Annotated in this window: 22 protein-coding genes and 1 tRNA gene; 15 read left to right on the forward strand and 8 right to left on the reverse strand. The window is 42.4% G+C overall.

The window, feature by feature from the left end:
• Positions 1 to 818 precede the first annotated feature (818 nt).
• Complete coding sequence (locus FN961_RS24625; RefSeq protein ID WP_144042792.1) at positions 819 to 1,265, forward strand: DUF4124 domain-containing protein; 447 nt, start codon at positions 819 to 821, stop codon at positions 1,263 to 1,265.
• Between the two features lie 69 nt (positions 1,266 to 1,334).
• On the opposite strand, the gene clpB is transcribed toward FN961_RS24625, so the two are convergent.
• From clpB to rluD, 3 genes are all read right to left on the reverse strand, one after another.
• Positions 1,335 to 3,908, reverse strand: coding sequence for an ATP-dependent chaperone ClpB (gene clpB / locus FN961_RS24630; protein ID WP_144042793.1), 2,574 nt, complete (start codon positions 3,906 to 3,908; stop codon positions 1,335 to 1,337).
• A 106-nt stretch (positions 3,909 to 4,014) separates the two neighbouring features.
• The gene (pgeF, locus tag FN961_RS24635; RefSeq protein ID WP_144042794.1) at positions 4,015 to 4,767 is read right to left on the reverse strand and encodes a peptidoglycan editing factor PgeF; all 753 of its coding nucleotides are present in this window, start codon (positions 4,765 to 4,767) and stop codon (positions 4,015 to 4,017) included.
• 64 nt (positions 4,768 to 4,831) lie between these two features.
• The gene (gene rluD, locus FN961_RS24640; RefSeq protein ID WP_144042795.1) at positions 4,832 to 5,803 is read right to left on the reverse strand and encodes a 23S rRNA pseudouridine(1911/1915/1917) synthase RluD; all 972 of its coding nucleotides are present in this window, start codon (positions 5,801 to 5,803) and stop codon (positions 4,832 to 4,834) included.
• 122 nt (positions 5,804 to 5,925) lie between these two features.
• On the opposite strand from rluD, the gene FN961_RS24645 reads away from it, so the two are divergent.
• Together FN961_RS24645 and FN961_RS24650 are read left to right on the forward strand one after the other, a co-directional pair.
• Positions 5,926 to 6,687, forward strand: coding sequence for an outer membrane protein assembly factor BamD (locus FN961_RS24645; protein WP_144042796.1), 762 nt, complete (start codon positions 5,926 to 5,928; stop codon positions 6,685 to 6,687).
• A gap of 172 nt (positions 6,688 to 6,859) precedes the next feature.
• Positions 6,860 to 6,935 (forward strand) — tRNA-Phe (locus tag FN961_RS24650).
• A 92-nt stretch (positions 6,936 to 7,027) separates the two neighbouring features.
• On the opposite strand, the gene FN961_RS24655 is transcribed toward FN961_RS24650, so the two are convergent.
• Together FN961_RS24655 and FN961_RS24660 are read right to left on the reverse strand one after the other, a co-directional pair.
• Positions 7,028 to 7,210: a hypothetical protein gene (locus tag FN961_RS24655; protein WP_144042797.1), complete on the reverse strand. Its 183-nt coding sequence runs from the start codon at positions 7,208 to 7,210 to the stop codon at positions 7,028 to 7,030.
• Between the two features lie 49 nt (positions 7,211 to 7,259).
• Positions 7,260 to 9,122, reverse strand: a complete 1,863-nt coding sequence (locus tag FN961_RS24660; RefSeq protein WP_144042798.1) for a methyl-accepting chemotaxis protein — start codon at positions 9,120 to 9,122, stop codon at positions 7,260 to 7,262.
• A gap of 260 nt (positions 9,123 to 9,382) precedes the next feature.
• Between FN961_RS24660 and lhpI the strand changes: the two genes are divergently transcribed.
• The 4 genes from lhpI to FN961_RS24680 all read left to right on the forward strand — a co-directional run bounded on the left by lhpI (position 9,383) and on the right by FN961_RS24680 (position 12,506).
• Complete coding sequence (gene lhpI / locus FN961_RS24665; RefSeq protein ID WP_144042799.1) at positions 9,383 to 10,339, forward strand: bifunctional Delta(1)-pyrroline-2-carboxylate/Delta(1)-piperideine-2-carboxylate reductase; 957 nt, start codon at positions 9,383 to 9,385, stop codon at positions 10,337 to 10,339.
• Positions 10,340 to 10,510: 171 nt separating this feature from the next.
• A complete protein-coding gene (locus tag FN961_RS24670) occupies positions 10,511 to 11,050 on the forward strand; it encodes an RNA polymerase sigma factor (RefSeq protein ID WP_144042800.1) in 540 nt (179 codons plus the stop codon).
• A complete protein-coding gene (locus FN961_RS24675) occupies positions 11,047 to 11,565 on the forward strand; it encodes a hypothetical protein (RefSeq protein WP_144042801.1) in 519 nt (172 codons plus the stop codon). Before FN961_RS24670 ends, FN961_RS24675 begins: the two co-directional genes overlap by 4 nt.
• On the forward strand, positions 11,562 to 12,506 hold the full coding sequence (locus FN961_RS24680) for a DUF4097 family beta strand repeat-containing protein (protein WP_144042802.1): 945 nt from the start codon (positions 11,562 to 11,564) through the stop codon (positions 12,504 to 12,506). The genes FN961_RS24675 and FN961_RS24680 overlap by 4 nt, the downstream gene beginning before the upstream one ends.
• 75 nt (positions 12,507 to 12,581) lie before the next feature.
• Here the strand turns inward: FN961_RS24680 and rsuA are convergent, their stop codons facing one another.
• The gene (gene rsuA / locus FN961_RS24685) at positions 12,582 to 13,274 is read right to left on the reverse strand and encodes a 16S rRNA pseudouridine(516) synthase RsuA (RefSeq protein ID WP_144042803.1); all 693 of its coding nucleotides are present in this window, start codon (positions 13,272 to 13,274) and stop codon (positions 12,582 to 12,584) included.
• 332 nt (positions 13,275 to 13,606) lie between these two features.
• Here rsuA and FN961_RS24690 point away from each other — a divergent pair, with 332 nt between their 5' ends.
• The 4 genes from FN961_RS24690 (at position 13,607) to FN961_RS24705 (ending at position 17,774) form a co-directional block, all read left to right on the forward strand.
• The gene (locus FN961_RS24690) at positions 13,607 to 15,691 is read left to right on the forward strand and encodes a M13 family metallopeptidase (protein ID WP_144042804.1); all 2,085 of its coding nucleotides are present in this window, start codon (positions 13,607 to 13,609) and stop codon (positions 15,689 to 15,691) included.
• Positions 15,692 to 15,874: 183 nt separating this feature from the next.
• Positions 15,875 to 16,660 carry a nucleotidyltransferase family protein gene (locus FN961_RS24695; RefSeq protein WP_185972881.1) on the forward strand — a complete coding sequence of 262 codons (786 nt, stop codon included), beginning with the start codon at positions 15,875 to 15,877 and terminating at the stop codon, positions 16,658 to 16,660.
• A gap of 146 nt (positions 16,661 to 16,806) precedes the next feature.
• A complete protein-coding gene (locus FN961_RS24700) occupies positions 16,807 to 17,208 on the forward strand; it encodes an SMI1/KNR4 family protein (protein ID WP_144042806.1) in 402 nt (133 codons plus the stop codon).
• A 65-nt stretch (positions 17,209 to 17,273) separates the two neighbouring features.
• Positions 17,274 to 17,774, forward strand: a complete 501-nt coding sequence (locus FN961_RS24705) for a DUF4447 family protein (protein ID WP_144042807.1) — start codon at positions 17,274 to 17,276, stop codon at positions 17,772 to 17,774.
• A gap of 76 nt (positions 17,775 to 17,850) precedes the next feature.
• Here the strand turns inward: FN961_RS24705 and FN961_RS24710 are convergent, their stop codons facing one another.
• Together FN961_RS24710 and FN961_RS24715 are read right to left on the reverse strand one after the other, a co-directional pair.
• The gene (locus FN961_RS24710; protein ID WP_144042808.1) at positions 17,851 to 18,468 is read right to left on the reverse strand and encodes a glutathione S-transferase family protein; all 618 of its coding nucleotides are present in this window, start codon (positions 18,466 to 18,468) and stop codon (positions 17,851 to 17,853) included.
• Positions 18,469 to 18,611: 143 nt separating this feature from the next.
• A complete protein-coding gene (locus FN961_RS24715) occupies positions 18,612 to 21,194 on the reverse strand; it encodes a TonB-dependent receptor (RefSeq protein ID WP_144042809.1) in 2,583 nt (860 codons plus the stop codon).
• A 472-nt stretch (positions 21,195 to 21,666) separates the two neighbouring features.
• Between FN961_RS24715 and FN961_RS24720 the strand changes: the two genes are divergently transcribed.
• The 4 genes from FN961_RS24720 (at position 21,667) to FN961_RS24735 (ending at position 25,573) form a co-directional block, all read left to right on the forward strand.
• Complete coding sequence (locus FN961_RS24720) at positions 21,667 to 22,848, forward strand: NRAMP family divalent metal transporter (RefSeq protein WP_229814807.1); 1,182 nt, start codon at positions 21,667 to 21,669, stop codon at positions 22,846 to 22,848.
• A 41-nt stretch (positions 22,849 to 22,889) separates the two neighbouring features.
• Positions 22,890 to 23,156 (forward strand): hypothetical protein, encoded by a 267-nt coding sequence (locus FN961_RS24725; protein WP_144042811.1) that lies wholly within the window; start codon positions 22,890 to 22,892, stop codon positions 23,154 to 23,156.
• Between the two features lie 70 nt (positions 23,157 to 23,226).
• Positions 23,227 to 23,691, forward strand: a complete 465-nt coding sequence (locus FN961_RS24730; RefSeq protein ID WP_144042812.1) for a YehS family protein — start codon at positions 23,227 to 23,229, stop codon at positions 23,689 to 23,691.
• Positions 23,692 to 23,884: 193 nt separating this feature from the next.
• Complete coding sequence (locus FN961_RS24735) at positions 23,885 to 25,573, forward strand: NAD-dependent malic enzyme (protein WP_144042813.1); 1,689 nt, start codon at positions 23,885 to 23,887, stop codon at positions 25,571 to 25,573.
• Positions 25,574 to 25,932 lie beyond the last annotated feature (359 nt).

A 25,932-nucleotide genomic window follows, 5' to 3' on the forward strand; every position in this document is an offset into this window, starting at 1 on the left:
AGAGACAATTTCGAATAACTCAACACCTGTGAGTGTCCACACAGATTTCTTGTTTTGAATTGTTAAAGAGCGTTAGCATCAATCTTTCAGATGCTGCCGTTAGACGCTAGGTCGTTGGCTTAGGGAGGTGTATTCTACACCTTCCGATGTCGGCGTCAAGCGCTTATTTTATCAAGCTTTCCGAGTGATGATTTCTTATGCAGAAGTTAAACTCTAAACTCGTAAAGCGGTTGTCACCTGAATCGAATCTCCGAGAAGTTTCAATTCTCTAACACCGCTGCAAGTCCCGTGTTATCTAAGCTTTCGTTTAGGTAAATGGCCTGCTGTGCTGTGTCAGTGGATGCGCATTATAGGGATATCGGCTAAGTACACAAGGGCTTTTTACGAGAAAATGAAATTAGACGTACTGAGTGCATCTTTTTTATTCGATACGCCTAATATAGAGTCAAAACAGAAGATTAATACTTAAATATTACTCATAGTGACAAGACAATGCACTTCCTTCACAAATCAATATCAGTCTCCAATCACCATATTGTCGCTAATAACCGCTTTGGTATCTGGATGTTTCGATCTTAAAGGAGCATTAATTGAAACTAAAAGTCGACTTATTATAGGAAGGTTAGGCAAGAGGGAGGGATTTTTCTTCTTGCTGTCTCTTTACCCTAGCGTCACATATGATTAAATTATTAGTATATTGCGTGAAAAACAGACTTATTACATCAATACTAACTCTAACAATCAGATTCAATTGAGCCTTGATATAGGTATGTTTCCATTCAGCTATTTTTACCAGTTAAGCTATACGAGTAAGTACTATGTTCAGAAAACTAATCTTGATCACTTTAGCATTGACGATTATCACCCCATTATCGGCTAATGTAATCCATAAATGGGTAGATGAAGACGGGGTGACTCATTACAGTCAACAACCCCCAAAAGATGCTGGTGCAATCTCAAGTAAATTATACAGTGAGGATTTAGAACAAAAACCTATCGGCTTTATCCAACCCAAAGTCAGAGAAAATAACGCGCCAGTTCTAAGTGAAGATGAGAAGAACGCTAACGCCATCAAAAAACAAAATAGTGAACAGGCGAGTGCCATATGTGAAAGTGCAAAACAGAATTTACATATTCTGAAATCTAATTCCAGAATAAGAAGTAAAAATGAGGAAACTGGGGAGCTTGTCTCGATGAAAGAGGAAGATAGACAACAAGAGATCAACACACAACAAGAACGAGTCAAACTCTTCTGTGATAAGTAACTTCATCTGGTCAACGACTAAACAAAAAACAGACTCAAATGAGTCTGTTTTTATTCTGAACCAACCTATTTATTGGCTAAAAACAAGTTTACCTTCCGAGCAACTTACATTAATCGGCTTACCCGGCACCAAGCTTTGACTTAGAATTCGCTGTGCCAAGGGATTCTCTACCTCTTGTTGTAGTGCTCGTTTCAATGGTCTCGCACCATAGATAGGGTCGAATCCAGCTCGAGCAATGAAGGCTAATGCTTCATCACTTAAGTTCAGCTCATATTCTTTATCTTCAAGTCGCTTCTTTAGCGATTCAATCTGAATTGAAGCAATATGTTCGATATGCTTCTCATCCAATGGATGGAACACGACCATCTCATCAACTCGGTTCAGAAATTCAGGCCTAAAACTATGAACAACCACATTCATCACTTCTGACTTCATCTCATCATAAGATAAGTGGGTAAATCGTTCCTGAATAATATCAGAGCCTAAGTTAGAGGTCATAATCACAACAGTATTTCTAAAATCGACTGTTCTGCCTTGACCATCAGTTAAACGGCCATCATCAAGTACCTGCAATAGGATATTAAAAACATCTGGGTGCGCTTTCTCAACCTCATCTAGTAAGATCACTGAGTAGGGTTTTCTTCTCACCGCTTCAGTTAAATACCCGCCCTCTTCGTACCCGACATAACCCGGAGGCGCACCAAGCAGACGCGCAACAGAATGCTTCTCCATAAACTCAGACATGTCGATACGCACTAATGCAGCTTCGGTATCAAAAAGGAATTTAGCCAACGATTTACATAACTCTGTTTTACCAACTCCTGTTGGGCCTAAAAACAAAAATGAACCGATTGGACGATCAGGATCTGACAAACCAGCACGACTACGTCTAATGGCATTTGATACTGCATCAACAGCCTCGTTCTGACCTATCACTTGCGCATGAAGTGCATCTTCCATGTGTAAAAGCTTCTCTCTCTCGCCTTCAAGCATTTTAGATACAGGGATCCCCGTTGCACGAGATAAAACTTCTGCAATCTCAACTTCGGTGACTTTATTTCTAAGCAACGTCATATCTTGCATTTCTGCCTGTGATGCCAAATCCAACTGTTTTTCTAACTCTGGAATACGACCATACTGAAGTTCAGACATATGCGTTAAGTCACTTGCTCGTCGAGCAACTTCAAGATCTAATCGAGCTTGTTCCAGATCAGACTTTATATGCTGAGTTCCTGCCAACGCTGCTTTTTCTGTTCGCCAAATCTCATTTAACTCTAGTGCTTTAATCTCTACGTCTTTTAACTCTTTTCGTATGGTTAAAAGTCGACGAAGACTCGCTTCATCCGTTTCTTTACCCAGTGCTTGCTCTTCAAGTTTAAGCTGAATAGCACGGCGATCTAACTTATCTAATAGCTCTGGTTTTGAGTCCATTTGAATGCGAATGCTCGATGCTGCTTCATCAATGAGATCGATTGCTTTATCGGGCAACTTTCGATCTGATACATAACGATTTGACATACTGGCAGCGGCAACAATCGCAGGGTCAGTGATCTCTACATGATGATGAAGTTCATAGCGCTCTTTAAGCCCACGTAAGATGGCAATCGTGTCTTCAACATTAGGCTCCTCGACCAACACCTTTTGGAAACGTCGCTCCAACGCGGCATCTTTCTCAATATATTGTCGGTATTCATCTAAGGTCGTTGCACCAACACAGTGAAGATCACCTCTGGCTAATGCAGGCTTAAGCATATTCCCTGCATCCATGGCGCCATCACCTTTGCCAGCACCAACCATAGTGTGTAACTCATCAATAAAGAGGATCACTTGTCCCTCTTCTTGAGAGAGCTCATTAAGTACCGCTTTTAAGCGCTCCTCAAACTCACCGCGATATTTGGCACCGGCAACCAGTGCGCCCATGTCTAATGAAAGTACACGTTTATTCTTTATCCCCTCAGGAACCTCACCATTAATAATCCTTTGCGCTAGCCCCTCAACAATCGCCGTTTTACCCACACCAGGTTCACCGATCAATACGGGGTTATTCTTACTTCTGCGCTGTAACACTTGAATCGTTCGACGAATTTCGTCATCACGACCAATAACAGGGTCAAGTTTTCCTTGCTCTGCACGTTCGGTAAGATCCACTGTGAATTTTTTAAGGGCCTGCCGTTGATCTTCTGCATTAGGATCATCAATATTTTTGCCAGCACGTATCTGTTTGATCGTTTGTTCCATTAAGTCTTTAGTGGCACCTGACTTTTTCAAGCTCTGAGCAAGCGTGTCATTCCCTTCGAGAGCCGCGAGTATAAAGAGCTCACTGGAGATATATTTATCTTTACGCTTCTGGGAAAGTTTGTCACATAGATTCAATAAACGGATCAGAGACTGAGATAATTGAATATCGCCACCTGTTCCCTCTACCTTAGGTAAGCGTTCCAATTCTTGGCTAACGAAGGAGCGTAGTGAGCTAACATTAATTCCCGCTTGCGTTAATAGCGGGTGGATCGAACCATTATCTTGATTTAATAAGGCCATCATTAAATGAATGGGTTCAATAAACTGATGATCACGGCCTAGCGCTAATGATTGTGCGTCGGAAATTGCCGTTTGAAATTTATTGGTCATACGATCGAGTCGCATATTGCCTCCACAAACAAATGATACATACCTGAATAACTAAAAGATGGGGGGTTTTAAGGATTTTTCAAGGTGTGAGAAGATTTTTATCCAGAGGAAATAACAGTATTTATGTCAACCAGATATATGAAGCCATGCGGCCAGTAACATGTTCTCTGCGGTATGAGAAATAATCAGGGTGGTTGTAAGTGCAAATATCAGATCGATAGATCTCGTTCACACCCGCTAACCTTAAGCGCAATATGGCAAGTCCTTGAAGATCCGCTAAATACTTATCCTCACTAGATACATTATTTTGTTTAGAAGAGTTAATAGGTGGTTTTTTAATAAAATATTGATCAGCCTCTGCATGTCGAGCTAGAAACAATGCTCTCACCTCAGCACCGACTTCAAACCGCTCTGGACCTATTGCAGGACCGAGGTAAGCGATCAGTTTATCGCTTCCGATATCAAACTTGCCTAAAGCCACTTCGATAATGCCATCACACAGACCTTTCCATCCAGCATGTACTGCACTAACTTGTGTGCCAGCATGATCGCACAATAAGATAGGTAAACAATCTGCGGTCATCACCACACACACCTGATCATGGGAGTAAGTATAACTACCGTCAGCATTTTGAACCGAGCGGTTATCAGCTTTGACAACATCAGTGCTATGGATTTGGTTTAGCCAGGCGGCTGATACTGGGAGTTGTAAGCGCTCTTGAACAAGCACTCGATTTGCCAACACATCATCAATGACATCTCCCACATGCAAACCTAAGTTTAAACTTGCATAGGGAGCGCAACTTACACCATCAAGGCGGGTAGTAAATGCGATATTAACGCCATCGGGAATGTGCCAGCCTTTATCTTTCATTACGTTTCTCTTAAGTATAAACCTTGATCACTCACTAAAAACCTTAAAAGATAAAACCAAACATTTAAACAACGATAGGATTATCTTCAGTGTCTTTTCTCAAGGCTCTGGTCAAAGTCACCATATCCTCAGGAACAGGCGCCTGCCAACTCATTATTTCAAATGTGTACGGGTGTGCTAATTCAAGTCTGATAGCATGCAGTGCCTGACGTTTAAAGCCCATGTAGACTTCAAAAAATTCAGGCGTCACACCTTTAGGCGGACGAGGACGACCACCGTATACAGGATCACCCACTAAAGTGTGACCAATGTGAGCCATGTGCACACGAATTTGGTGAGTACGACCTGATTCAAGACGTAATCTTAAGCGGGTATGTGCTCTGAACTTTTCAGCAACGCGGTAATGCGTCATCGCAGGCTTACCGTTATGCACGACAGCCATATGTGTACGCTTAGTCGGATGGCGATCGATAGGTTCATCAATTGTGCCACCTGAAATGATAGAGCCTAAAACAACAGCCTCATATTCACGCGTTATCTCACGAGCTTGCAGTGCAGACACTAAATGAGTCTGTGCTTCTACCGTTTTAGCCACAACCATTAGACCAGTCGTGTCTTTATCCAAACGATGCACGATACCTGCACGTGGGACTAACTCGATTCCAGGGCTGTGATGCAACAAGGCATTCATTAGCGTGCCATCTTGGTTACCAGCACCAGGGTGGACAACTAAACCGGCTTGCTTATTTATGACGATGATATGGTCATCTTCGTAAACGATATCTAAGTCGATCGCCTGAGCTTTAGCTGCAGTTTCCTCTTGGAGTGTTGCTTCAACAGCAATTAATTGCCCTTCAAGCACTTTTTCTCTTGGCTTAGTTGAAGCAATACCGTCAATGTAAACCCAACCTGATTGGATCCACTCTTTGATGCGTGTGCGCGAATAATCAGGGTACAAATCAGCCAAAGTTTGATCCAATCTTTGGCCTGTTTGTGTTGCTGTTATCTCGCTTTTTAGATTAATCTCTAGTGTCATAGGAACCGTACCCGCTTTTCGGGGTCATAAAAAGTGTGTAATCTGTTACAATCGAATTGTTTCTATTTTATCTTGAAATGAAAAAATTCCTAACTATAACTTTAAAAGAATCGAATTTAAGTATGCATAATTTTGTTAAAGGTGCCTTAATAGGGCTGTTTTCACTGGCTATAACCGCCTGTAGTAGTAACCAAGAAGATCAGCTGAAGACTAGCAAAACCTCTCCAGACGTACTGTATTCACAAGCAAGAACCTCTATGGAGCTAGGTAATTACAGTAAAGCAGTGCGATCTTTAGAAGCTTTAGACTCACGCTATCCGTTTGGTCCACATAAAACTCAAGTGCAACTCGATCTTATCTACGCCTATTATAAGCTAGATGACCCTGCTTCGGGTATAGCTAATATAGATCGTTTTATCAGACTCAATCCTACGCATAAAAATATCGACTATGTTTACTATATGCGAGGCTTAGTTAACATGCAGTCTGATAACTATATGTTCCACGATATGTTAAATATTGATAGAACCGATCGTGATCCCAAAGTAGCCCAAGACGCATTTAAAGACTTTGACCGTTTAATTAAGTCATACCCTAATAGTAAATATGCTCCAGATGCTGCTAAGCGTATGCAACATCTGAAAAATCGCTTGGCTAAATATTCAATTACAGTAGCTGAATACTACATTAAGATGAATGCTTGGAGTGCTGCCGCTACTCGAGCACAGTCAGTAATGGAGACATTCCCTGGTACACCGTCAACAGAACGTGCATTAGAGATCATGTCTGAAGCTTATGCTGAATTAGGGCAAACTAAGCTTCAAGAAAATGTCTTGTCTGTAATGAAAGCCAATTTTCCAGATAACTCAACACTCTCAAACTAAACCGTTTGCAGATTGATTTAAAGCTCCGGTTTCGGAGCTTTTTTATTTATGCCTTAAAAATGCCTTATTTAACACCGCTTAGAGTGAAAGATGTGCAGTTGGTAGGTAAATAACGATTTTTCAAAAAAAAATATTGACTCAAAAGCGCAAAACCTTTTTAATGCACCCCGTTGCCCGAATAGCTCAGTCGGTAGAGCAGAGGATTGAAAATCCTCGTGTCCCTGGTTCGATTCCGGGTTCGGGCACCAATTTTCTCCTTTAATCAATATCTGATTAACACTCCGAACAAACTCTTCTGTTACACCACTAAACTCACGATTTTAAAATCATAAACAAGTTTTCACTCAATCAGTTTTAATTTCTCATTCTTAGTGTATCCCAGCTTAATCTGATTTCGCCCTGATGTTTTAGCCTCGTAAAGTTGTTTATCAGCTTGGCCTATCATCATCTCCCAAGTGATGTCAGAAAATGACACCAAAAGTAAGGCTAAGCCTAGGACGTTTAAAAAACGGTTTAATTTCATCAATCATACCCATTTATGCACCTCCTTAAGCTTAGCTTACTCATACAAGTTAGATCTTAAATAGACTCACTGCACGGTGCAGTAAATCAGCACGTGACTTAACCTCTTCAGAAGAGCGGGCATTCTCATCGGCTGTTGTTGCTGACTCTTGAGCAATATCACGAATGATAACTACATTTTTATTAACCTCTGAAGCTACCATGCTTTGCTCCTCGATTGCCGTCGCTATCTGTGTGCTCATATCCATAATATTGGTCACATCTAAGTTAATCTGCTGCAATAAGCTTCCCGCTGAAGCCGCTTGCTCAGCACTCTCTCCTCCCTGTTTCTCTGTGGCTGTCATTAACTCTACAATGGATCGCGTTCTAGCTTGCAAGGTTTCGATTATACGGGCTATCTCTTCTGTTGATTCTTGCGTTCTCATTGCTAAACTTCGCACTTCATCAGCAACAACCGCAAAACCTCTTCCCTGTTCTCCTGCTCGAGCAGCTTCAATCGCTGCATTAAGAGCAAGTAGATTTGTTTGCTCAGCAATACCACGAATGACATCTAAAACAGTGCCAATCGTCTTACTGTCTTTTTCTAATTCACCAACAACTTTTGAAGAACTATTAAGTTGCTGCACTAAACACTGAATCTTATCAATCGTCTGCTCAACACCACTTTGGCCTTTAAGCGCATTATTATAAGTATTACCTGCACGTTCAGCTGCCAATTCAGTATTCTTTGCGATCTCATCGATCGTCGCCCCCATCTCTGTCACTGCAGTTGCGACCATATCGGTTTCATTCAGCTGTTGACCAACACCTTCGGACGCTTTTATTGCATTCAAAGACAACTCAGAACAGGAGTGGGTCATGCTCTCAACAGACTCAATAACCTCTTCTATTAATCGTTGGAAACTATCGAGCATGGTATTGAAATGTTTTGCAACTTGACTAATTTCATCATCAGCATTGGCATCACAACGGATCGTCAGATCTTTATTTCGCTCTATCTGCGAGATGACCATAGTAAGGCGAGTTACCGGCTCCATAATGCTACGGATAATGAAGACAGTAAAACCGATCAAAATGATTGTTATAATACTGAAAAGCACAAAACTTAACGTGATTGAAGACTGCTCAGAATCAGCAATTGCTGTTAGTGATTGTTTTTTTAATGTGACTAAACTCGAATTCGCTGATGCTATGGCCCCACGAAGTTTCCCCATTTGACCGTCATTATGAGTTAAGCCTAAGGTTTGATCCTTAGACACCAACAAGGCGAAGTTCTTCTGGTAACTGGACACTAATACTGATAATTCATTTTTAGCTGAACTATCAATCTCTGAATTAATTAAATCCTGCTTAAACTTCTCAATATTGCCATTAAACTTATCGACATAGCTCATGTTACGTCGCAGCATAAAGTCTTTCTCATTACGCCTCAGCTGCAGCATTATCACCATTAAATCGGGCTGTTTGTATTCTTTAACTAAGGTTTCAACGTTATGAACCGCTTTTCTTAACGCGCCATACAAACCCGTTTTAGGCGTTAACCCTATCTCTTTTTGAAGTGCAACAACATTCTCAAATGAATCCAGATAAAACTGTACCCCTTGTTCAAAACCATCAAGTTCATAAACAGGAATAGCATTCGATTCAAAGGTGCCTCTTAAAGATTTAACCTCATTTAGCATCTCATTAGCATGCTTTTGATGCTTATTAAGATAAGCAATATCTAAGCGGGAAAAGAAATCCTTTTCATCCTTTCTCAGACTCAATACCTGTTTTTCCAGTTTAATAAGCCCTTGTGCCACAAGTGATAATTCTTGCTGAACTCCACTTGAGTATCGCTGTAGCGAGAACATCGCCACTAGCGCGACAATCGACACTACAGCGCTAAGTGTTAATTTATGACGGATGAGCATTTTAAGATCCCTAAAATTAAAACATATAATAAATAATAGTTAAAAAAACAAAGAATGGACATGCCTACATTAAATGCAGGTTATTTATATTGGTTATCGGCCACCTCGTCAGCACCATTAACTTATTTTAACGTAAACAAGGGAGTAAATACCACAATACTCAGAGTTAACTGCATCTTTTAACTACTGACAACATCGCTTTATGAGAGGTGTTTATAAAAATAGATGGATAGAATACAATATCCTAAAAAGGAGTAGGTATGATAATCATCGATGCTGTAGCTGTACATAACGCACTTAACTTTCCGGCGCTAATATCTGAACTTAGGGATACTTTTTCAAAGCCTGCAGGGATGCCACAAAGACAAGTATTTAGTCTAGATGAAGATAATTCACACAGTGATGCGTTTGCTGTATTACCTTCATGGAATGATAAAACCATCGCAGTAAAAGCATTTACCTACTTCCCTGAAAATCCAAAGAAAAATTCTGAATTAGCAAGTCTATATTCTAAAATCATGATTTTTGACCGTAAAACAGGTGTTCCTCAAGCTTTAGTCGATGGAACCAGTGTCACTTACTGGCGTACTGCTGCTATATCAGCCTTAGGAAGTGATTACCTTGCCAGAAAAGATGCGAGCACTCTTTTAGTTTGCGGTACAGGCAGGCTTGCTTCATATATGGCACTGGCACACGCCAGCATTCGCCCTATAACCAAGATTTTTATTTGGGGACGTGATATTGAAAAAGCGCAGAAAACAGTTGAGGTAATAAAAAAAGCTCGCTCAGACATTCAAGTCTCTAGCTGTCAAAGCCTGAAAGAGATTGTGCCAATTGCCGATATCATAAGTTGCGCCACTGGCTCTCCTGAGCCTTTATTTAACAGTGATTGGGTCAAACCCGGCACACACACTGACTTTGTCGGTAACCATAACCATGACAGACGTGAATGTGATAGCCAGCTCATCTTGAAGTCGTCTGTGTATGTGGATTCGAAAATCAATGTTTTCGCTGAAGCCGGAGAGATCTTAATCCCAATCTCAGAAGGGCTTTATCAATTAGATTCAGTGAAAGGCGAGCTAGCACAACTCTGTAAAGGAGAGATAACTGGACGAACCAACAATCAAGAGATCACCGTATTTAAAACCGTAGGCACCGCACTGGCAGATTTGCTCGGCGCACAACTCGTCTATTCTCATATTCAATCAACCCGCTAAATATCCCTAAATTATAGAGAGGGAGCTTCTCCCTCTATTTCATCTAACCCTTTCCTTCACTTCCACACTTCAGTGTTATACCTTTGTTATTTTTTAATAACCATTCAAACCTTTTTGCCTCTTGGCTATGTCTAATAGTTATCTAATAAAAATAAACACAAGGAACTGAGTGTGAGCGCACAAGTTGAGTTAATTAAACCTTGTGAGATCCCTGAACCGGAACTGATAGAGCGTGCTAAGCGAGGGGACAGAGATGCCTTCAAACAGCTTTATCTTATCCACCACAAACGAGTATATGGGATCTGTTATAGGCTCTGTGGACAAGCCTTTTTAGCTGAAGAAGCGACACAAGATACGTTTGTTCGCTTATGGCAAAAGTTGCCTCTATTTCGGGGAGACAGTCAATTTTCAACTTGGTTACACAGCATGACTGTCAATCAAGCCTTAAGCAGCATAAAGAAACATAAGAGTTTTTGGTCACGATTTATCTCCTTACCTGAACATACTGAAATTGGTGAGGTAGAGATGCAATACACAGAGTTAGACAAACTATTAGTTAAACTGCCAGAACGCACCAGAATTGTTTTTGTTTTGTTTGCGATTGAAGGTTACCAACATAATGAAATTGCACTGCAGTTGAACATAGCGCAAGGCACCAGCAAGGCTCAATATCATAGAGCAAGAAAATTACTGCGGGAGATGATGTCATGAATAATCACGAGAAACGACTTGATAATATGATATCGGACTTACCTAAAACGCTAGCACCAGAGTCTGATCTGTGGGAAGCAATAGAAAGACAGCTCGATGCTCCACAGACCAAGCCTAAAAACCATTGGCGTACCTTAGCCGTCGCAAGTGTTATCGCACTTTGCTTACTTATCGGGCAGCAAGTGCTTTATCCCGAACACGACACTCCAGACACCAATCAATTTCTGCTGGCGAGCATTGAAGATATTCAGATGCAACATGCCAATCAAGTTGCTGAACTGCATCTACTGGCACAAAAAACGAATTGGCAATCGAATCCGTTTAGCTCGCCGGTAGAAACAGGTATAAAGCAGCTCAGAGAAGCCGCAACATTGATCTACCAATCATTGAAACTCAACCCAACCGATCAACAACTCTGGCAGTTGTGGTTATGGACACATTCCAGAGAGATTGAACTACTGACACAAGCTCAATTTCTACACGTAATACCGGATCAAAATGGAGCAATAATATGAACATCAAAACCTTAACACAATGCCTGCTACTGCCGCTTATCTTGGTAAGTCAATTTGCACTTGCCGCCGAGTCTATCGATAAACAGTTCAAGGTAGATGATAATCTTAAACTCCATATCAAAGTATTAAGAGGCGATGTCACAATCCAAAGTTGGGATAAACAAGAAGTCAGCATTCGTGGCACATTAGATGAACTCAGCGAAGGCTTTGTCGTCGATCACCAAGGTAATAAATTAACCCTAGAAGATAAAATGCCCCGCCAGTTTAACGGCAAAAACAAGGAAGGTTCATCATTAACTTTTATGGTTCCAAAATCACTAAACTTAACCGTAAAAGGTCTATCGGCTGAGTATCATGTGAGTCAACTTCAAGGTGATACCGTTATCAAGTCCATCAGCGGGGATATTAACCTTGATGAGTTAAACAAGCAGGTACACATCAAAACCATCTCGGGCGATATTAATGCCTCTGCACTCAATGGCAAAATCAAATTAGAAACCGTGTCAGGGACAATAAAAGACAATAAAAGCAAAGGACAGATAGGCTACAAGCTTGTCAGTGGTGAATTAAACGCTAACTCATCCGCACAAAATGTATCTATTGAGCTCGTGTCCGGTGATGCTGAAGTAACACTCGCCAGTCTACATTCGCTTCAGGTTAGCACTGTCAGCGGCGATATTGAACTCTCTGTAGATTCTCTATCTTCTGAAGCCAATCTAAACAGTGTCAGCGGTGATATAGAATTAACGTTAAAGCAGGATATCAATGCCAGCTTCAAAATCAATGGTGGGCCAGGCGGAAAAATAGTTAACCAGTTAACGTCAGATAAACCCAGTAAAGAGAAATACTCTCCCACTTCATATCTTAAACTTAATGTCGGTGATGCCAGTGCTGATATCGATATCTCGACGATTAGCGGCACGATTAAGTTGTCTAGATAAACCTTAAGAAGCGCCTTATAAAAACGGCCCTCAAAAATGAGAGCCGTTGTTATTTAGCACGAAGATATCTTGGTTTTATTTAACCGATTTAATCTCTGCTTCAGTCAGGTGACGCCATTCCCCAGGCGCTAGGGCTGGGTCTAACTCAATTTTACCGACACTTTCACGGTGCAATTTAGTGACGCAATTTCCTACCGCTGCCAGCATACGCTTTACTTGATGATACTTACCTTCGGTGATCGTTAAACGCGCTTGATGAGTGCCTAAAATCTCCAATATGGCTGGTTTAGTTAGCCCATCTTCATTATTCAATTGAAGACCTGTTGCAAACTCTTCGACTAACGAAGGACTCAAGGCTTCAGCCGTCTCTAGTAGATAACGCTTACCGCACTCTTTCTTTGGCGAAGTGATCTTATGTGACCACTGTCCATCCGTTGTAATGAGCACTAAACCGGTCGTATCGACATCAAGTCTACCTGCGATATGCAGATCTTCTGCACGGATAACATCAACCAAACCAATCACTGAAGGATGCACTTCATCAATGGTTGAACAGATTGTGTCTACTGGCTTATTGAGCATGATAAAGCGCGGGCCAATAATCGACAGTTGTTCGCCATCGAGGCATATTACTAGCCCGTCTGTCACTTTAAAACCAGAGGTTTTAACGATCTCGCCATTGCAGGTAACGCCACCACGATGTAATGCTTTTTTGGCTGATACTCGAGAAAGCGATGTTGACTCGCAAATATATTTATCTAAACGCACAGTAAAACTCAGCTATAGGAACATTATGGGCGCCATTATGAGGCTCATGCGACCAAAGGGCAAAGTTTTGCTGGGCCCCCTTGTCAAGTTAACCCCCATCTAACGGCCACCAGCATCATTAAAACACTTATGGCACTGTAACTTAGCCGTAGCGAACATGAATAAGGAAACCTTTTCTTACACATGAAACTGATTGAAAGCCTGTCAACTAGGCCCCTCCCCTTGTTTACATTCCCCCAATAGCCTTAACATGTGTACCACTATGCAAAGTTGCGATTGATATATAACAACAATGACCCAAAATGGGCAAACTGTAGATTAAAGGAAGAAAAATGAATAAAGCACTCGTTGGGGGACTTTGTGCCTCACTCATAGTAGGCCTTACTGCCTGCAATAATGAAAAAGCTGAAATCACCACTCCCGATACCAGTAAAACAGAAACCGCTGCAGCCGTATCAAAAGTCTTAGGATCAGGCATCGATTTCGCAAACTTCGACAAGTCTATTCGTCCTCAAGATGACTTTTATAACTATGTAAATGGTGCTTGGCTAAAAGAAACCGAGATCCCAAGTGACAGAACTAGTACTGGAGCGTTTTACGATCTTCGTGAAAAATCTCGTGATGATGTAAAAGCCATCATTGAAGAGGTTGCAGCTACGACAGACTTAGTTGCTGGCAGCGATGAACAAAAAGTTGCTGACCTTTATCGCTCATTCATGGATACAGACACATTAAACAAATTAGGCACAACGCCAATCCAGGCTGAATTAGATAAAATTTCCGCCCTAAAAACCAAAGCTGAGCTGGTGAACTACTTTGCCCACAGCCAAATTATCGGCGGCGGAACACCACTGGCATTTTATATTGATGTTGATGCAAAAGACTCAAGCCGCTACGCCACTCACCTCTGGCAATATGGCCTGAGCCTGCCGGAGAAGGATTATTACTTCAATGAAGGCGAGCGCTTCGTCAATATCCGTAAAGCTTATGTTGAGCACATTGAAAAGATGTTCACCCTAGCAGGCTTTAGCGATCCAAAAGCCAGTGCAGAGCAAATATTAGCGCTAGAAACAGCCATCGCCAGCAAACACTGGGATGTGGTTGAAACTCGTGATAGCACTAAAACGTATAACAAGATGACAATGAAAGAGCTGGCAACATTAGCACCAGATATCGACTGGACAAGTTACCTAACCACTCTAGACGTTGAGACACAGCCAGATATCATCGTCAATCAACCTAGCTTTGTTGAAGGATTCAACCAAGTTTTAAAAGACAACGAACTCGCTACGTGGCAGACCTACATGAAATGGCAACTGCTAACGCACTTTGCCGGTGAAATGACTGCTGCACTTGATAATGAGAATTTCGAGTTTTTCTCTAAAACACTCAATGGACAACAAGAGCAACAACCTCGCTGGAAACGTGGCGTCAGTACAGTCAATGGCGTGTTAGGTGAAGTTGTAGGCAAGGTCTACGTTAAGCGTCATTTCACACCTGAAGCCAAAGAACGTATGCAGATTTTGGTTGAGAACTTACGTGGCGCTTACGGTGAAAGCATTGACGGTCTGAGCTGGATGAGCGCAGACACGAAAGTTGCCGCCAGAGACAAATTAGCTAAATTCGATCCAAAAATCGGTTACCCAGATAGATGGGAAGATTACGATAAACTCACCATCAAAGCCGATGATTTAATTGGTAACAATATTCGTGCTAATCAACTTGGTCACGTTAAGGAGCTGGAAAAACTTGCCGGTTCTATTCGTAAGTGGGAGTGGCATATGACGCCACAAACCGTCAACGCTTACTACAACCCAACCATGAACGAGATCGTTTTCCCTGCTGCTATTTTACAACCGCCTTTCTTCAACATGGAAGCGGATGATGCTGTCAACTATGGCGGTATTGGTGCAGTGATCGGACATGAAATGGGTCATGGTTTTGACGACCAAGGCGCGAAGTTTGACGGCGAAGGCAACATGCGTGATTGGTGGACTGAAAACGACCTATCTGAATTCGCAGCTCGTGGTAAAGCACTTGTTGAGCAGTACAATGGCTACGCTGTGTTTGACGACCTTAACGTAAATGGCGAGCTTACTCTGGGCGAAAACATTGGTGATCTATCAGGGGTTACTATCGCTTACAAGGCTTATAAGAAGTCACTTAACGGCAAAGAAGCACCGGTTATTGATGGTTTAACGGGTGATGAGCGTTTCTTCATTGGTTTCACTCAGATTTGGCGCGCCAAGATCAAAGAAGAATCAATGCGTAACCGCGTGGCAACGGATCCACATTCACCAGCCAAATTCCGCTCACTGGGTGCCCTGTCTAACATGCCTCAGTTCTATACAACATTTGATGTTAAAGAGGGTGATGCAATGTACATTGCTCCTGAAAAACGCGTCAAAATTTGGTAACACATTTTTCTTTTAAAAGAGCGCTATAGGCGCTCTTTTTTTATTTAAAACAGGAGTAATCTTTACTGCAGACAAACTTCAATTGGTCATTCAGTATCCATTAAGGAAAACACGTATACATTGTTACTTGAAACATTCGCATTCCTAACAAGTTTTGAGGTCCGTAATATGTTTATGAACAGTATGAATAAGTTATTCAGAACATTTTTCATCTTTCTGCTGCTCCTTTCTACCCGCACCGGTTTTGCTGCAACCCATGAATTTCAAAACCAAGTAAAAGATCAAAGTGACAACTATGCCGCGAGGCAATCATTACCCAAAAACCTCACGGGTCTGTATTCCATTTCAAATCTCCATCACCAAGCTCCCAGACAAACAAGCAGTGATCTCGACACCCTATATTCTCAAGCTCAACCGGCACAGGATGAACTCAACCTCCTCATAGAACAGATGATAAACAACACCTCTCTCACAGCATCACTCCCCCCGATAAAAACCTATGCACGAGCCAAAAACAAGATATCGACTAAGTTCAATGGCGATGCGAGTCAGATAACCGACTTGGCCAGAGCAAGCATTGTCGCAAATAATATCCATGACCTTATGCAGGTGTATCAGACCCTCAGTGAGCAAACCACGGTATTACAAGTTAAGAACCGTTTTGCCTCACCTAAAGAGTCTGGCTACCGAGACCTTAATGCGTTAATCAAACTACCCAAAACAGAAATGGTCGTCGAAGTTCAGCTCCACCTCAATGAGATAGCCAAAATCAAAAGCGGCGCAGAGCATGAGACCTACCAGGAGGTACAGGGAATTGAAGCATTAGCCAACAGTGAAAACAGAAGGCTGCTTGATACTGAAACCGCAAGGATAGTGCAATTGCGTCAGGATTCTCACAAGCAATACCATAAAGCCTGGTTGAACTATAAGCGCATCGATAATGCAGGCGTGATTCAAGTCGCCGCATAAACATCGTGTACATGCAAAATACGCTTATGTTGCAGCTTCAACATAAGCGCTAATAGCAGTAGGTTTTAGGTTAACAGCCCAACTAACAAATCTCACCGATTCGAGATATACTCCCCCTTTATTGACAGTTAACTAGCGAAGAGACAATGCACGACATCATTGAGCAACTACAGGAAATGAGTGAAACCGTTCCTATTCCTTTAGAACTCCCTACTTTCGATCAGCTCGTCATGGCCGAAGAGGAGATTTTAATGCCTTTTCCCGGAGAGCTAAAACAGTATCTACTCTACGCCAGTGATGTCATCTACGGTTCGTTAGAACCTGTTACTGTCAGCGATCCAAACTCCCATACTTTCCTGCCTGAAGTGACGGCATATGCTTGGTCTATTGGGCTGTCCCGTGAGTACGTTCCCATTTGTCAGCAGGGCAACAATTTCTACTGTATCGATCAAGAGGGTCAAGTTCTGCTATGGAACGAGAATGGCACTGAAAGTGAGTACTGGGAATCATTGTGGGATTGGGTTGAACAAGTTTGGATGAAAAGCTAGGTTAATACGTTAAGAGCTTAATCTTTAGATTCAAGCTAGCTAAAAATAATTATTTTGGAAATACAATGTCAAAGAATTCTGGCTTAAACGCCATTGAAATAAAATACCTACGTTTATCTCTGGGTCTCACCACCGCACAAGTTGGCGAACTGAGCAAAGCCACTGAAGAAGATGTCATCGCGTGGGAAGCTGGCGAAAAGCCAGTATCTGGTTTGGCAGAGAAAAAGCTAATCGAAATCGATGAAACCATCGAGATGCAGGTACTAAATACCTGTGATGGTATCGAAGAGCTATTCAAGAAGGAGCCAAAGCGTACACTAAGCTTCGTGGTTTACCCAACCCAAGCACTTTATGCTCAATATAATCCTGAATATTTAGGCTCATTACCCCTTGCTGAGCTTTATAACACTTCAGCATGGCGCATCAAAAAAGAGTGCCAACTCATCTTAGAAGTTGACGTTAAGTTAGTGGCATTAGAGGCTGAAAGTTATAAAGCCTACCGTGAAAAAGAAGACTTAAAAGAGAGCCGTGAAAGCCGTGCTAAATGGGCCGCTGCTCAGCTTTAATCTCTAACTCCACAAAGTACAAACGAAAAGCATCTATTACAGATGCTTTTTTCATTTTGGCGCGAGCCTATTATTCTCAACCAGCGACCTCTTTTTCAAGTGCTCTTGCCATGGCTGGTCTAGATGTCACACGGTCGCGATAAGCGGTTAACTTAGGCGGAATATCTTGCTCAAACCGAGTTGCCCATAATAGGGTGTGCCCTAATAAAATGTCCGCTGCAGACAAGTTATCACCAAGTAAAAACTCACTGTCAGGCAACCATTTTTCAGCAATCGCAGCCGCCTTATCAAACTCCCATTTAGCGACCGCAAACATCCCCTGCTGACGTAACACTTCGGGCAGAGCAAATTTGTGCTTACCTATAGTCCAGAGCGGTTGTTCTAGTTCACTAATAATAAAGCTCACCCATTGATGATGTAATGCACTTGCATCGCTTCCTGTTTGAGGAAGCAAGTTTCCATCGCCATATTTTTCAGCAAGATACAGTACAATCGCAGCCGACTCAGTGATCACTAAATCATTTTCAACCAAAGCCGGTACCTTGCCACAAGGATTCACCGCAAGAAAAGCGTCGCTGCGGCTATCGCCCTTAGCAAAATCGATAAAATGATACTGCCAATCGAGTCCTAACTCTTCAAGCGCCCAAGATACACGCAGTGAACGGCTACGAGGAACGCCATATAACTTAATCATTCTCACTCCTTCAACAATTTACGAATTGATATCCATTAAAGCAAAAAAAACGACCCAAGTGGGGCCGTTTAGTATTTAGTTACAGTTTAAATTATCAACAGACGAGCCAATATTTTTTTCTAATAAAGGCCTGCCTATGTAACTTAAAAGTTTAATGTCACTTTGGTATAAACGTAGCTGCCTCTTGGGTTATGAACCGAAAGAACGTAACCATAAAGATCATCATCTCCGTTACCAATAGCGAAAGGTGGCTTTTCATCGAATAGATTGTTTACACCTACAGACCATCTCAGCGTCTCGCTGAAACGATAAGCACCTTGGATATCAACAATAAATTGAGACTCGACCGTCCGTGATTGATATAGGTCAAAATCAAGTTCTCCATCAAAGTTAATATCAGGAGTATCTTCAAACTCACCAATGTAACTGACGTTCAAGTTGGCAGAGAAGTTATCAAGCTGCCAGTTAGTCGTTGCTAACCAACGATACTGTGGATATTTATACTCCCCGGTATAATCCAAGTTGTCCTTATCAAATTCATATAAATAGCTCCACTCAAGGCCAAACTTTACATCACCATAGCTATCTAGCTCTAACCCGTAGTGTGCAGAGATATCCAACCCTTTAGCTTTTTGAGATGACAAGTTCACAAATGTATTATGTACGACATCTAACACACCAAGAGTATCAGCGCCAACAGGTGGGAGTCGCACACAAACAGTACTGTTTTGATCATTACAGTTAGCATTATAAATATCACCGAAGGGAGCAGCATCAATCTTATTATCTTGGGTTATGCTCCAGATATCGAAACCTATATCTATCTTCTCATTGGGCGCCCAAAACATACCTAGATTCCAAGATTCGGACTCTTCAGGCTCAAGATCCTTATTCCCCGAAAACTCAGTGTTGTAGTCCAAAACTTCACATTTATCAGCTGCAATACCATTAGCCTCACATGCATAGGTATCTTTAAAGAAAGTACTTGTCTCAGATGGACCTAAGCCTATTTGTGCCAGGGATGGTGCTCTAAAGCCTGTAGCCCAAGATGCACGCGCAGTAATATCTTCAGTTATGCCCCATTTAAAGGCTACTTTAGGGTTAGTCGTCGAGCCGAAGTCGCTGTAATGATCGTATCGACCTGCAAGTTGCAGTTCAAAGTTATCAGCCACTGGAATAGAAAACTCAACATATCCAGCATATTGATCGCGAGCCGCAGCAGCTGAAACAGCTTCAGTACCAAAAATCAAACCACGTTGAAACTGGTCATCAGGGATATCACTGACATCCTCTTCACGGTACTCGATACCCGCTGCCATCATAATGTCACGATCGGCGAGTGTAAAAGCATGCCCTGTAATATTGGCATCATAGGCTGTGACATGTGAGACACCTTGGCGCACTAGACTTGTCGTAATGGCATCAATAACCTCAGGAGAGTTAATCGTTCCACCAAAAGGGTTATAACGGCCTGCATCAATTTCTGCCTGTAAAAAATCTGTTCTAACCCAACCTTGAGAACGATTACCAGTCTGAGTCGATTCACTGCGACCTTTCTGAGCTGACATTTCCCAATCCCAATCGTTAATGACACCACGAAGCCCCATCACTAAACGCATCGAGTCAGATTCGATGTCCCAGCGACGTGGTCCCGCATCTACAGTACGGTAACGGCCAATAGCGATATCTTTTCCAAAAGGGTTATTCGGATGAGAGCCCGGTACCGTCAATCCAGCTTTTTCATCTAGTGGCGTAGCAGCTCCACCCGCTTCTGAAGTATTATGCTGAGCAGCAATTTCAAGGAAAGCGGTCAAGTCTTCGTTAAGAAAGTACTCGAATTGGCCTATAGCCCCGACTCGTTCTGCTGGAGGAACCGTTAAATTATATGGTCCATAATCAAACAAACAACTACCTGATGAGGTTGCATTCTCAGGAGGACAATCAGGATCAATTGTTTTCACACCGTCGACATAGAAATATCCAGGAAAACCACGAGATGAACGGAAATCCTCACCACCATAAGGAGATTGATTAGCGGTTCCAAACTGCCCCATCTCATCAGCACCTAATGTACTATTGCTGAAGTAGTCGAGGATAATGGACGCATTGCCTTTTTCGCCCGTAGACCCCCAAACAACACTCGCCGTTTTCTCATTATAATTAGGCCCAGTTGTTTCACCAAAACCAAGGTTGACTTCAATACCCTCGATGTTTTTACGTAATACAATATTGACCACACCAGCGATAGCATCAGAACCATAGATAGCTGATGCGCCATCTTTAAGAATATCAACACGCTCAATCGCTGAAACTGGAATACTATTAATATCAACAAAGGAGTTACTTACGCCTTCGGCAAAGGCACTAATTGAAACTCGACGTCCATTAATCAGAACTAAAGTCGCATCAGGCCCCATACCGCGCAAACTAATTGCTGCTGCACCATTGGCTGTAGAGTCCTGACTATTGCCTCGTGTTGAAAAAGTTCCTGCTCCTGCTGCTGGCATACGCTCAAGCAACTGCTGCAGATTATCAAACCCCATATTCGCAATATCATCTTTACTAATTGATTGAATAGGCGACGGACCTTCAACATCTGTACGTTTAATTCGTGAGCCAGTGACCTCAATGCGCTCAACAGATTCATCGGCGGCCATTATATTGGGTGCATAAACCGCTGTTACTGCCGCAGCGCAGAGGCTAGGCAAAGCTTGTAGTAATTTCATAATCATCCTCTGATTTAAATATTATATTTTTAGATTTATTATTTTGGTGTGATTCGACTACTACAAACTTCAGTCACGTTACTCAAACAATCACAAAGTCCAACCTAATGGTTAAATTAGTAAAGTCAAATAAATAGAAGGGATTAAAATGTAAAAATTAATGAATAACAGTATAAACACCCCAATAGCACTTAGATGTTTTAACCATTTAAAATCAATAACTCAGCGTCTTTAACTATGGTTATGTTTTATATACTTGAGGAAGTAAACATTATTAATGACGGGGTGAAACAGCTAAGTGAAAAATACTCCTTTTAAACTAGTCCATAAGCATGGCATATTCTATCGAACAGATTGAATATATAATTAGAATTTAAAAATGGAAAAGCTGTACCCGCAAAATAATAATATTAATACCTCATTATTAACTCGAACCCAATATTTTTTAGCGGCATTAGGGCCAGGAATATTAATGGCTGCAGCCGCTATTGGTGCTTCTCACTTAGTCTCTTCGACTCGAGCTGGTGCCGAATTTGGCTGGCAACTCGCTTGGGTCATTCTTGCCGTCAACTTACTCAAATACCCTTTTTTTGCCGCTGGTGCTCGCTATACCGCTGCAACTGGTGAAAGCTTACTCCACGGCTACCTAAAGCATGGCCGAGGTTATCTGCTACTTTTTAGTGGACTAAACACCATTGCCGCTATCGCTAGCACAGCAGGAGTGACTATGCTCACCGCGGCTATGTTAACGTTGTTTATACCACTATCCATCGATCTACTCGCCTTAATCGTGTTGCTTTCCAGTATTGCTTTACTAATTTTTGGCCACTATACCTTGCTTGATAAGCTGACTAAGGTGATCATGCTCTGCCTTACTATCAGCACATTAGTTGCTGTCGCGTTAGCGTTTAATATCCCGCCGGTCATGACGCCAGGCTTTATCTCTCAGTCTCCTTGGCAGTGGGCCAATATAGGCTTCTTAGTCGCCATGATGGGTTGGATGCCAGCACCCATCGAAGTCAGCTCTTGGAACTCATTATGGTTACTTGAGAAACAGAAAAGCCAACCTATATCTAAGCAACAGGCCATTTTGGACTTTAACTTCGGCTATTTGATCACAGCACTGCTAGCCATTGTCTTTCTAGCCTTAGGCTCACTGGTTATGCATGGCAGTGGTGAGCAGTTCTCTGCATCAGGGGTCAAGTTCGCCAGTCAGCTGATCACCTTGTATAGCCAAGTGCTCGGCAATGAAACTCGCTACCTTATCGGCACCGTCGCTCTACTCTGCATTTTTAGCACCACTGTCACTGTGATTGATGGGTATAGCCGGACCTTAAACATGGGCTGGCAACTTTTAACTGAAAAACAGAACTCAGATAAACGTCTGACAGGCATCATGCTTACCGTCTGTGCACTAGGGTTAGCCATCATCCTTTTCTTCAAAGGGGCTCTGCTTCCCTTACTGGAATTTGTGATGGTCCTCGCTTTCATGACTACGGTGATTTTTGCCTGGCTCAACTACAAACTGATGACCAGTGATGCCTTACCAAAGGAAGATAGATATGGCACTAAGATGAAAGTGTTATCTATGCTGGGAATGATTTATCTACTCGGCTTTGCAGGCCTGTTTATCTACTGGATAGTAACTAAGTAAAGTAACCCTGTAACCAAGCCCTTAGGTAGGAATATAATTCAATGAGATATATCAAAACAGCCACCATGTCTGTGACGCTGCTTTTGTGCATGGCACAGTCTGCTTATAGCCACCCAGCAGAAATAGAGACCAGTAATTATCAAGCCCTTATCGAATCAATACTTGATAAAGCTGCAGTACCTTTCAGTGGATCACTCAAGGATAGAAAACGCACTTTTTCACTGGATGATGAGATGCGCACCGCCATGAGAACACTTGTAAAGCAGACAGGTTCAGCGGATAAAAATAAATCAGAGAACCAGCTCTAAACTCAGTTATAATATCGCACAATGATGATTGCGCAGCCGCGCAATCGCGCAGATGAAAGAATGAAGACTTATGATAAACAATGATATTTTACGCCGTGTACGTTTCGTGTTTGATTACCAAAATGCAAAAATGATCAAGATTTTCGCTAAGGTTAAGCATGAAATGACGCAAGAGCTTCTACTCGACATGCTAAAGAAAGAGTCAGAAGAGGGCTATCAACCGTGTAATGACAAGACCATGTGTCTTTTCTTAGATGGTTTAATCATTGAAAAGCGCGGCCTTAAAGAAGGTGCGGAAATTCCTGAGCCAGTATCTCAAATGAACAACAACCTTATCTTTAAAAAGTTAAGAGTGGCACTTGAAATGCGTGAAGACGACATCATAAGCACTTTGGCATTAGCCGAGTTCAATATGTCTAAGTCTGAATTAGGTGCACTGTTTAGAAAACCTGGTCATAAACACTTTAAAGAGTGTGGCGATCAAGTATTACGTAACTTCCTAACGGGTTTATCGCTTAAAATTCGCGGTAAATAAACCGTTTCGAGACCCCCATTAAAACACAGTTTAGGCTGTGTTTTTTTATCTCCATTAATACGTATGTTTAAAACAATTACTCCAATAAAAACATAAATAAATCACATGCGAAAGGAGAACAAAGCTCACATTTCATGCTAATCTTGCTATACAAACAACATCCTAGATAACTAAAACATTATAAAGGTCACCAATGGACGATCATAAACGCCCGCTCTACCTCCCATTCGCTGGTCCCGCGATTCTCGAAGCTCCTCTCATCAATAAGGGAAGTGCATTTACCGATGAAGAGCGCGTATTTTTCAACCTCGAAGGCCTGCTTCCCCATGTGATTGAAACCATCGAAGAGCAAGCCTCTCGCGCCTATGATCAATACACCAATTTCACCAATGATCTGGATAGACATATCTACCTGAGAAACATTCAGGATACCAACGAGACCCTCTATTACCGATTAGTGCAAAACCACATTACCGAGATGATGCCTATCATCTACACCCCAACGGTCGGTATGGCTTGTGAGCGTTTTTCTAAAAACTACCGTCGTAACCGTGGCCTGTTTCTCTCTTATCCACATAAAGACCGTATTGACGATATTCTCAACAACTCAACGCGTCAGAAAGTAAAAATTATCGTGGTCACCGACGGCGAGCGAATTCTAGGTCTTGGCGACCAAGGTATTGGCGGCATGGGGATCCCAATTGGTAAGCTTTCTCTTTATACCAGTTGTGGCGGAATTAGCCCTGCTTACACACTGCCAATCACATTAGATGTGGGCACGGATAACCCGCACCTACTCGAAGATCCTATGTACATGGGTTGGCGTAACCAGCGCATTGGCGGCGAAGAGTACAAAGAGTTTGTCGAAGCCTTTATGCAGGCTGTCAGTCGTCGCTGGCCTGATGCCCTTATCCAGTTTGAAGACTTCGCACAGAAAAATGCGATGCCGCTACTTGAGCGCTATAAAGATCAATATTGCTGCTTTAACGATGACATTCAAGGTACTGCAGCTGTCACAGTCGGTTCACTCCTTGCTGCCTGTAAAGCTGCAAAAAGCAAACTTTGTGAACAACGCGTCGCCTTTCTCGGCGCAGGTTCTGCGGGTTGTGGTATTGCAGAAGCAATCGTGGCTCAAATGGTGTCTGAAGGTATCACTGATAACCAAGCTCGCCAGCAGGTCTTTATGGTCGATCGCTGGGGTATGCTGCAGGACAACATGCCTAACCTGTTACCTTTCCAACAGAAATTAGCGCAAAAGTGTGATGATGTGAAAAGCTGGAGTAACAGCAGCGAGAACATCTCACTACTCGATGTGATGAACAATGGTAAGCCAACCGTACTAATCGGTGTATCCGGGGCACCAGGATTGTTTAGCGAAGAGATCATCAAGGCGATGTATAAGCATTGCGCTCGCCCTATCGTCTTCCCGTTATCTAATCCAACTAGCCGTGTTGAAGCCACACCGAAAGATGTACTTCACTGGACCAATGGTCAAGCGCTCGTAGCAACAGGAAGCCCGTTCGAACCTGTCACCATAAACGGTGAGACCTTCGAAATTGCTCAGTGTAACAACAGCTACATCTTCCCAGGCATCGGCCTAGGCGTGCTGTCTGCCGGAGCCAAGCGAGTCAGTGACGAAATGCTAATGGCATCAAGCCGCGCATTAGCCGAATGTTCACCGCTGGCAATAAATGGTGAAGGTCCACTACTGCCACCACTTGAAGAGATCCATAAGGTCAGTAAGCATATCGCCTTCGCTGTTGCCAAAGTGGCAGTAGAGCAAGGACATGCTCTCCCCTGTACTGATGAGCTACTTGAACAGTCAATCGAAAACAACTTCTGGACTGCCGAGTATCGACGTTACAAGAGAACTTCTTTCTAACTCTTAAGTAAGAGTTAGTGTTCAGAACTTAAGTTCAAGCTCATTTAACTCGTCGAAATTGATTGAAAGCTACCACTTAATAATTGGTAGCTTTTTTTTTCCTTCAAATGAAGGTGGCTACATTTTTTGATTTAGCTTCTAGCTGGTGTGTTTGAAGGTCGTATCTTCATGGTTGTTTATTGCCTCCAGCAGGTGCCGTGCATGGAGGCACCAATGCCGTGTTGACATGGATGTCATTGAACGGCCATGTCACGGACGGTCACTGCCGCATCTACACCTGTTCATCTATCTCTTCGATTTGGCTTTACTTGGTAGGGGCTAACTTGTTTCTGCCCGTGCGACGTGAAGTCGTATGAAGC

The sequence above is a fragment of the Shewanella hanedai genome, from assembly GCF_007197645.1.
Taxonomy (GTDB): Bacteria; Pseudomonadota; Gammaproteobacteria; order Enterobacterales; family Shewanellaceae; genus Shewanella; species Shewanella hanedai.

Bases quoted from the DNA above. Each gene is read 5' to 3' on its own strand.
- rluD (WP_144042795.1), bottom strand. From the start codon at position 5,803: ATGACACTAGAGATTAATCTAAAAAGCGAGATAACAGCAACACAAACA.
- FN961_RS24675 (WP_144042801.1), top strand. From the start codon at position 11,047: ATGAATAATCACGAGAAACGACTTGATAATATGATATCGGACTTACCT.
- FN961_RS24690 (WP_144042804.1), top strand. From the start codon at position 13,607: ATGAATAAAGCACTCGTTGGGGGACTTTGTGCCTCACTCATAGTAGGC.
- FN961_RS24730 (WP_144042812.1), top strand. From the start codon at position 23,227: ATGATAAACAATGATATTTTACGCCGTGTACGTTTCGTGTTTGATTAC.
- clpB (WP_144042793.1), bottom strand. From the start codon at position 3,908: ATGCGACTCGATCGTATGACCAATAAATTTCAAACGGCAATTTCCGAC.
- FN961_RS24695 (WP_185972881.1), top strand. From the start codon at position 15,875: ATGAATAAGTTATTCAGAACATTTTTCATCTTTCTGCTGCTCCTTTCT.
- FN961_RS24625 (WP_144042792.1), top strand. From the start codon at position 819: ATGTTCAGAAAACTAATCTTGATCACTTTAGCATTGACGATTATCACC.
- FN961_RS24660 (WP_144042798.1), bottom strand. From the start codon at position 9,122: ATGCTCATCCGTCATAAATTAACACTTAGCGCTGTAGTGTCGATTGTC.
- FN961_RS24735 (WP_144042813.1), top strand. From the start codon at position 23,885: ATGGACGATCATAAACGCCCGCTCTACCTCCCATTCGCTGGTCCCGCG.
- FN961_RS24715 (WP_144042809.1), bottom strand. From the start codon at position 21,194: ATGAAATTACTACAAGCTTTGCCTAGCCTCTGCGCTGCGGCAGTAACA.
- FN961_RS24645 (WP_144042796.1), top strand. From the start codon at position 5,926: ATGCATAATTTTGTTAAAGGTGCCTTAATAGGGCTGTTTTCACTGGCT.
- lhpI (WP_144042799.1), top strand. From the start codon at position 9,383: ATGATAATCATCGATGCTGTAGCTGTACATAACGCACTTAACTTTCCG.
- FN961_RS24655 (WP_144042797.1), bottom strand. From the start codon at position 7,210: ATGAAATTAAACCGTTTTTTAAACGTCCTAGGCTTAGCCTTACTTTTG.
- pgeF (WP_144042794.1), bottom strand. From the start codon at position 4,767: ATGAAAGATAAAGGCTGGCACATTCCCGATGGCGTTAATATCGCATTT.
- FN961_RS24720 (WP_229814807.1), top strand. From the start codon at position 21,667: ATGGCTGCAGCCGCTATTGGTGCTTCTCACTTAGTCTCTTCGACTCGA.
- FN961_RS24680 (WP_144042802.1), top strand. From the start codon at position 11,562: ATGAACATCAAAACCTTAACACAATGCCTGCTACTGCCGCTTATCTTG.
- FN961_RS24710 (WP_144042808.1), bottom strand. From the start codon at position 18,468: ATGATTAAGTTATATGGCGTTCCTCGTAGCCGTTCACTGCGTGTATCT.
- FN961_RS24700 (WP_144042806.1), top strand. From the start codon at position 16,807: ATGCACGACATCATTGAGCAACTACAGGAAATGAGTGAAACCGTTCCT.
- FN961_RS24705 (WP_144042807.1), top strand. From the start codon at position 17,274: ATGTCAAAGAATTCTGGCTTAAACGCCATTGAAATAAAATACCTACGT.
- FN961_RS24725 (WP_144042811.1), top strand. From the start codon at position 22,890: ATGAGATATATCAAAACAGCCACCATGTCTGTGACGCTGCTTTTGTGC.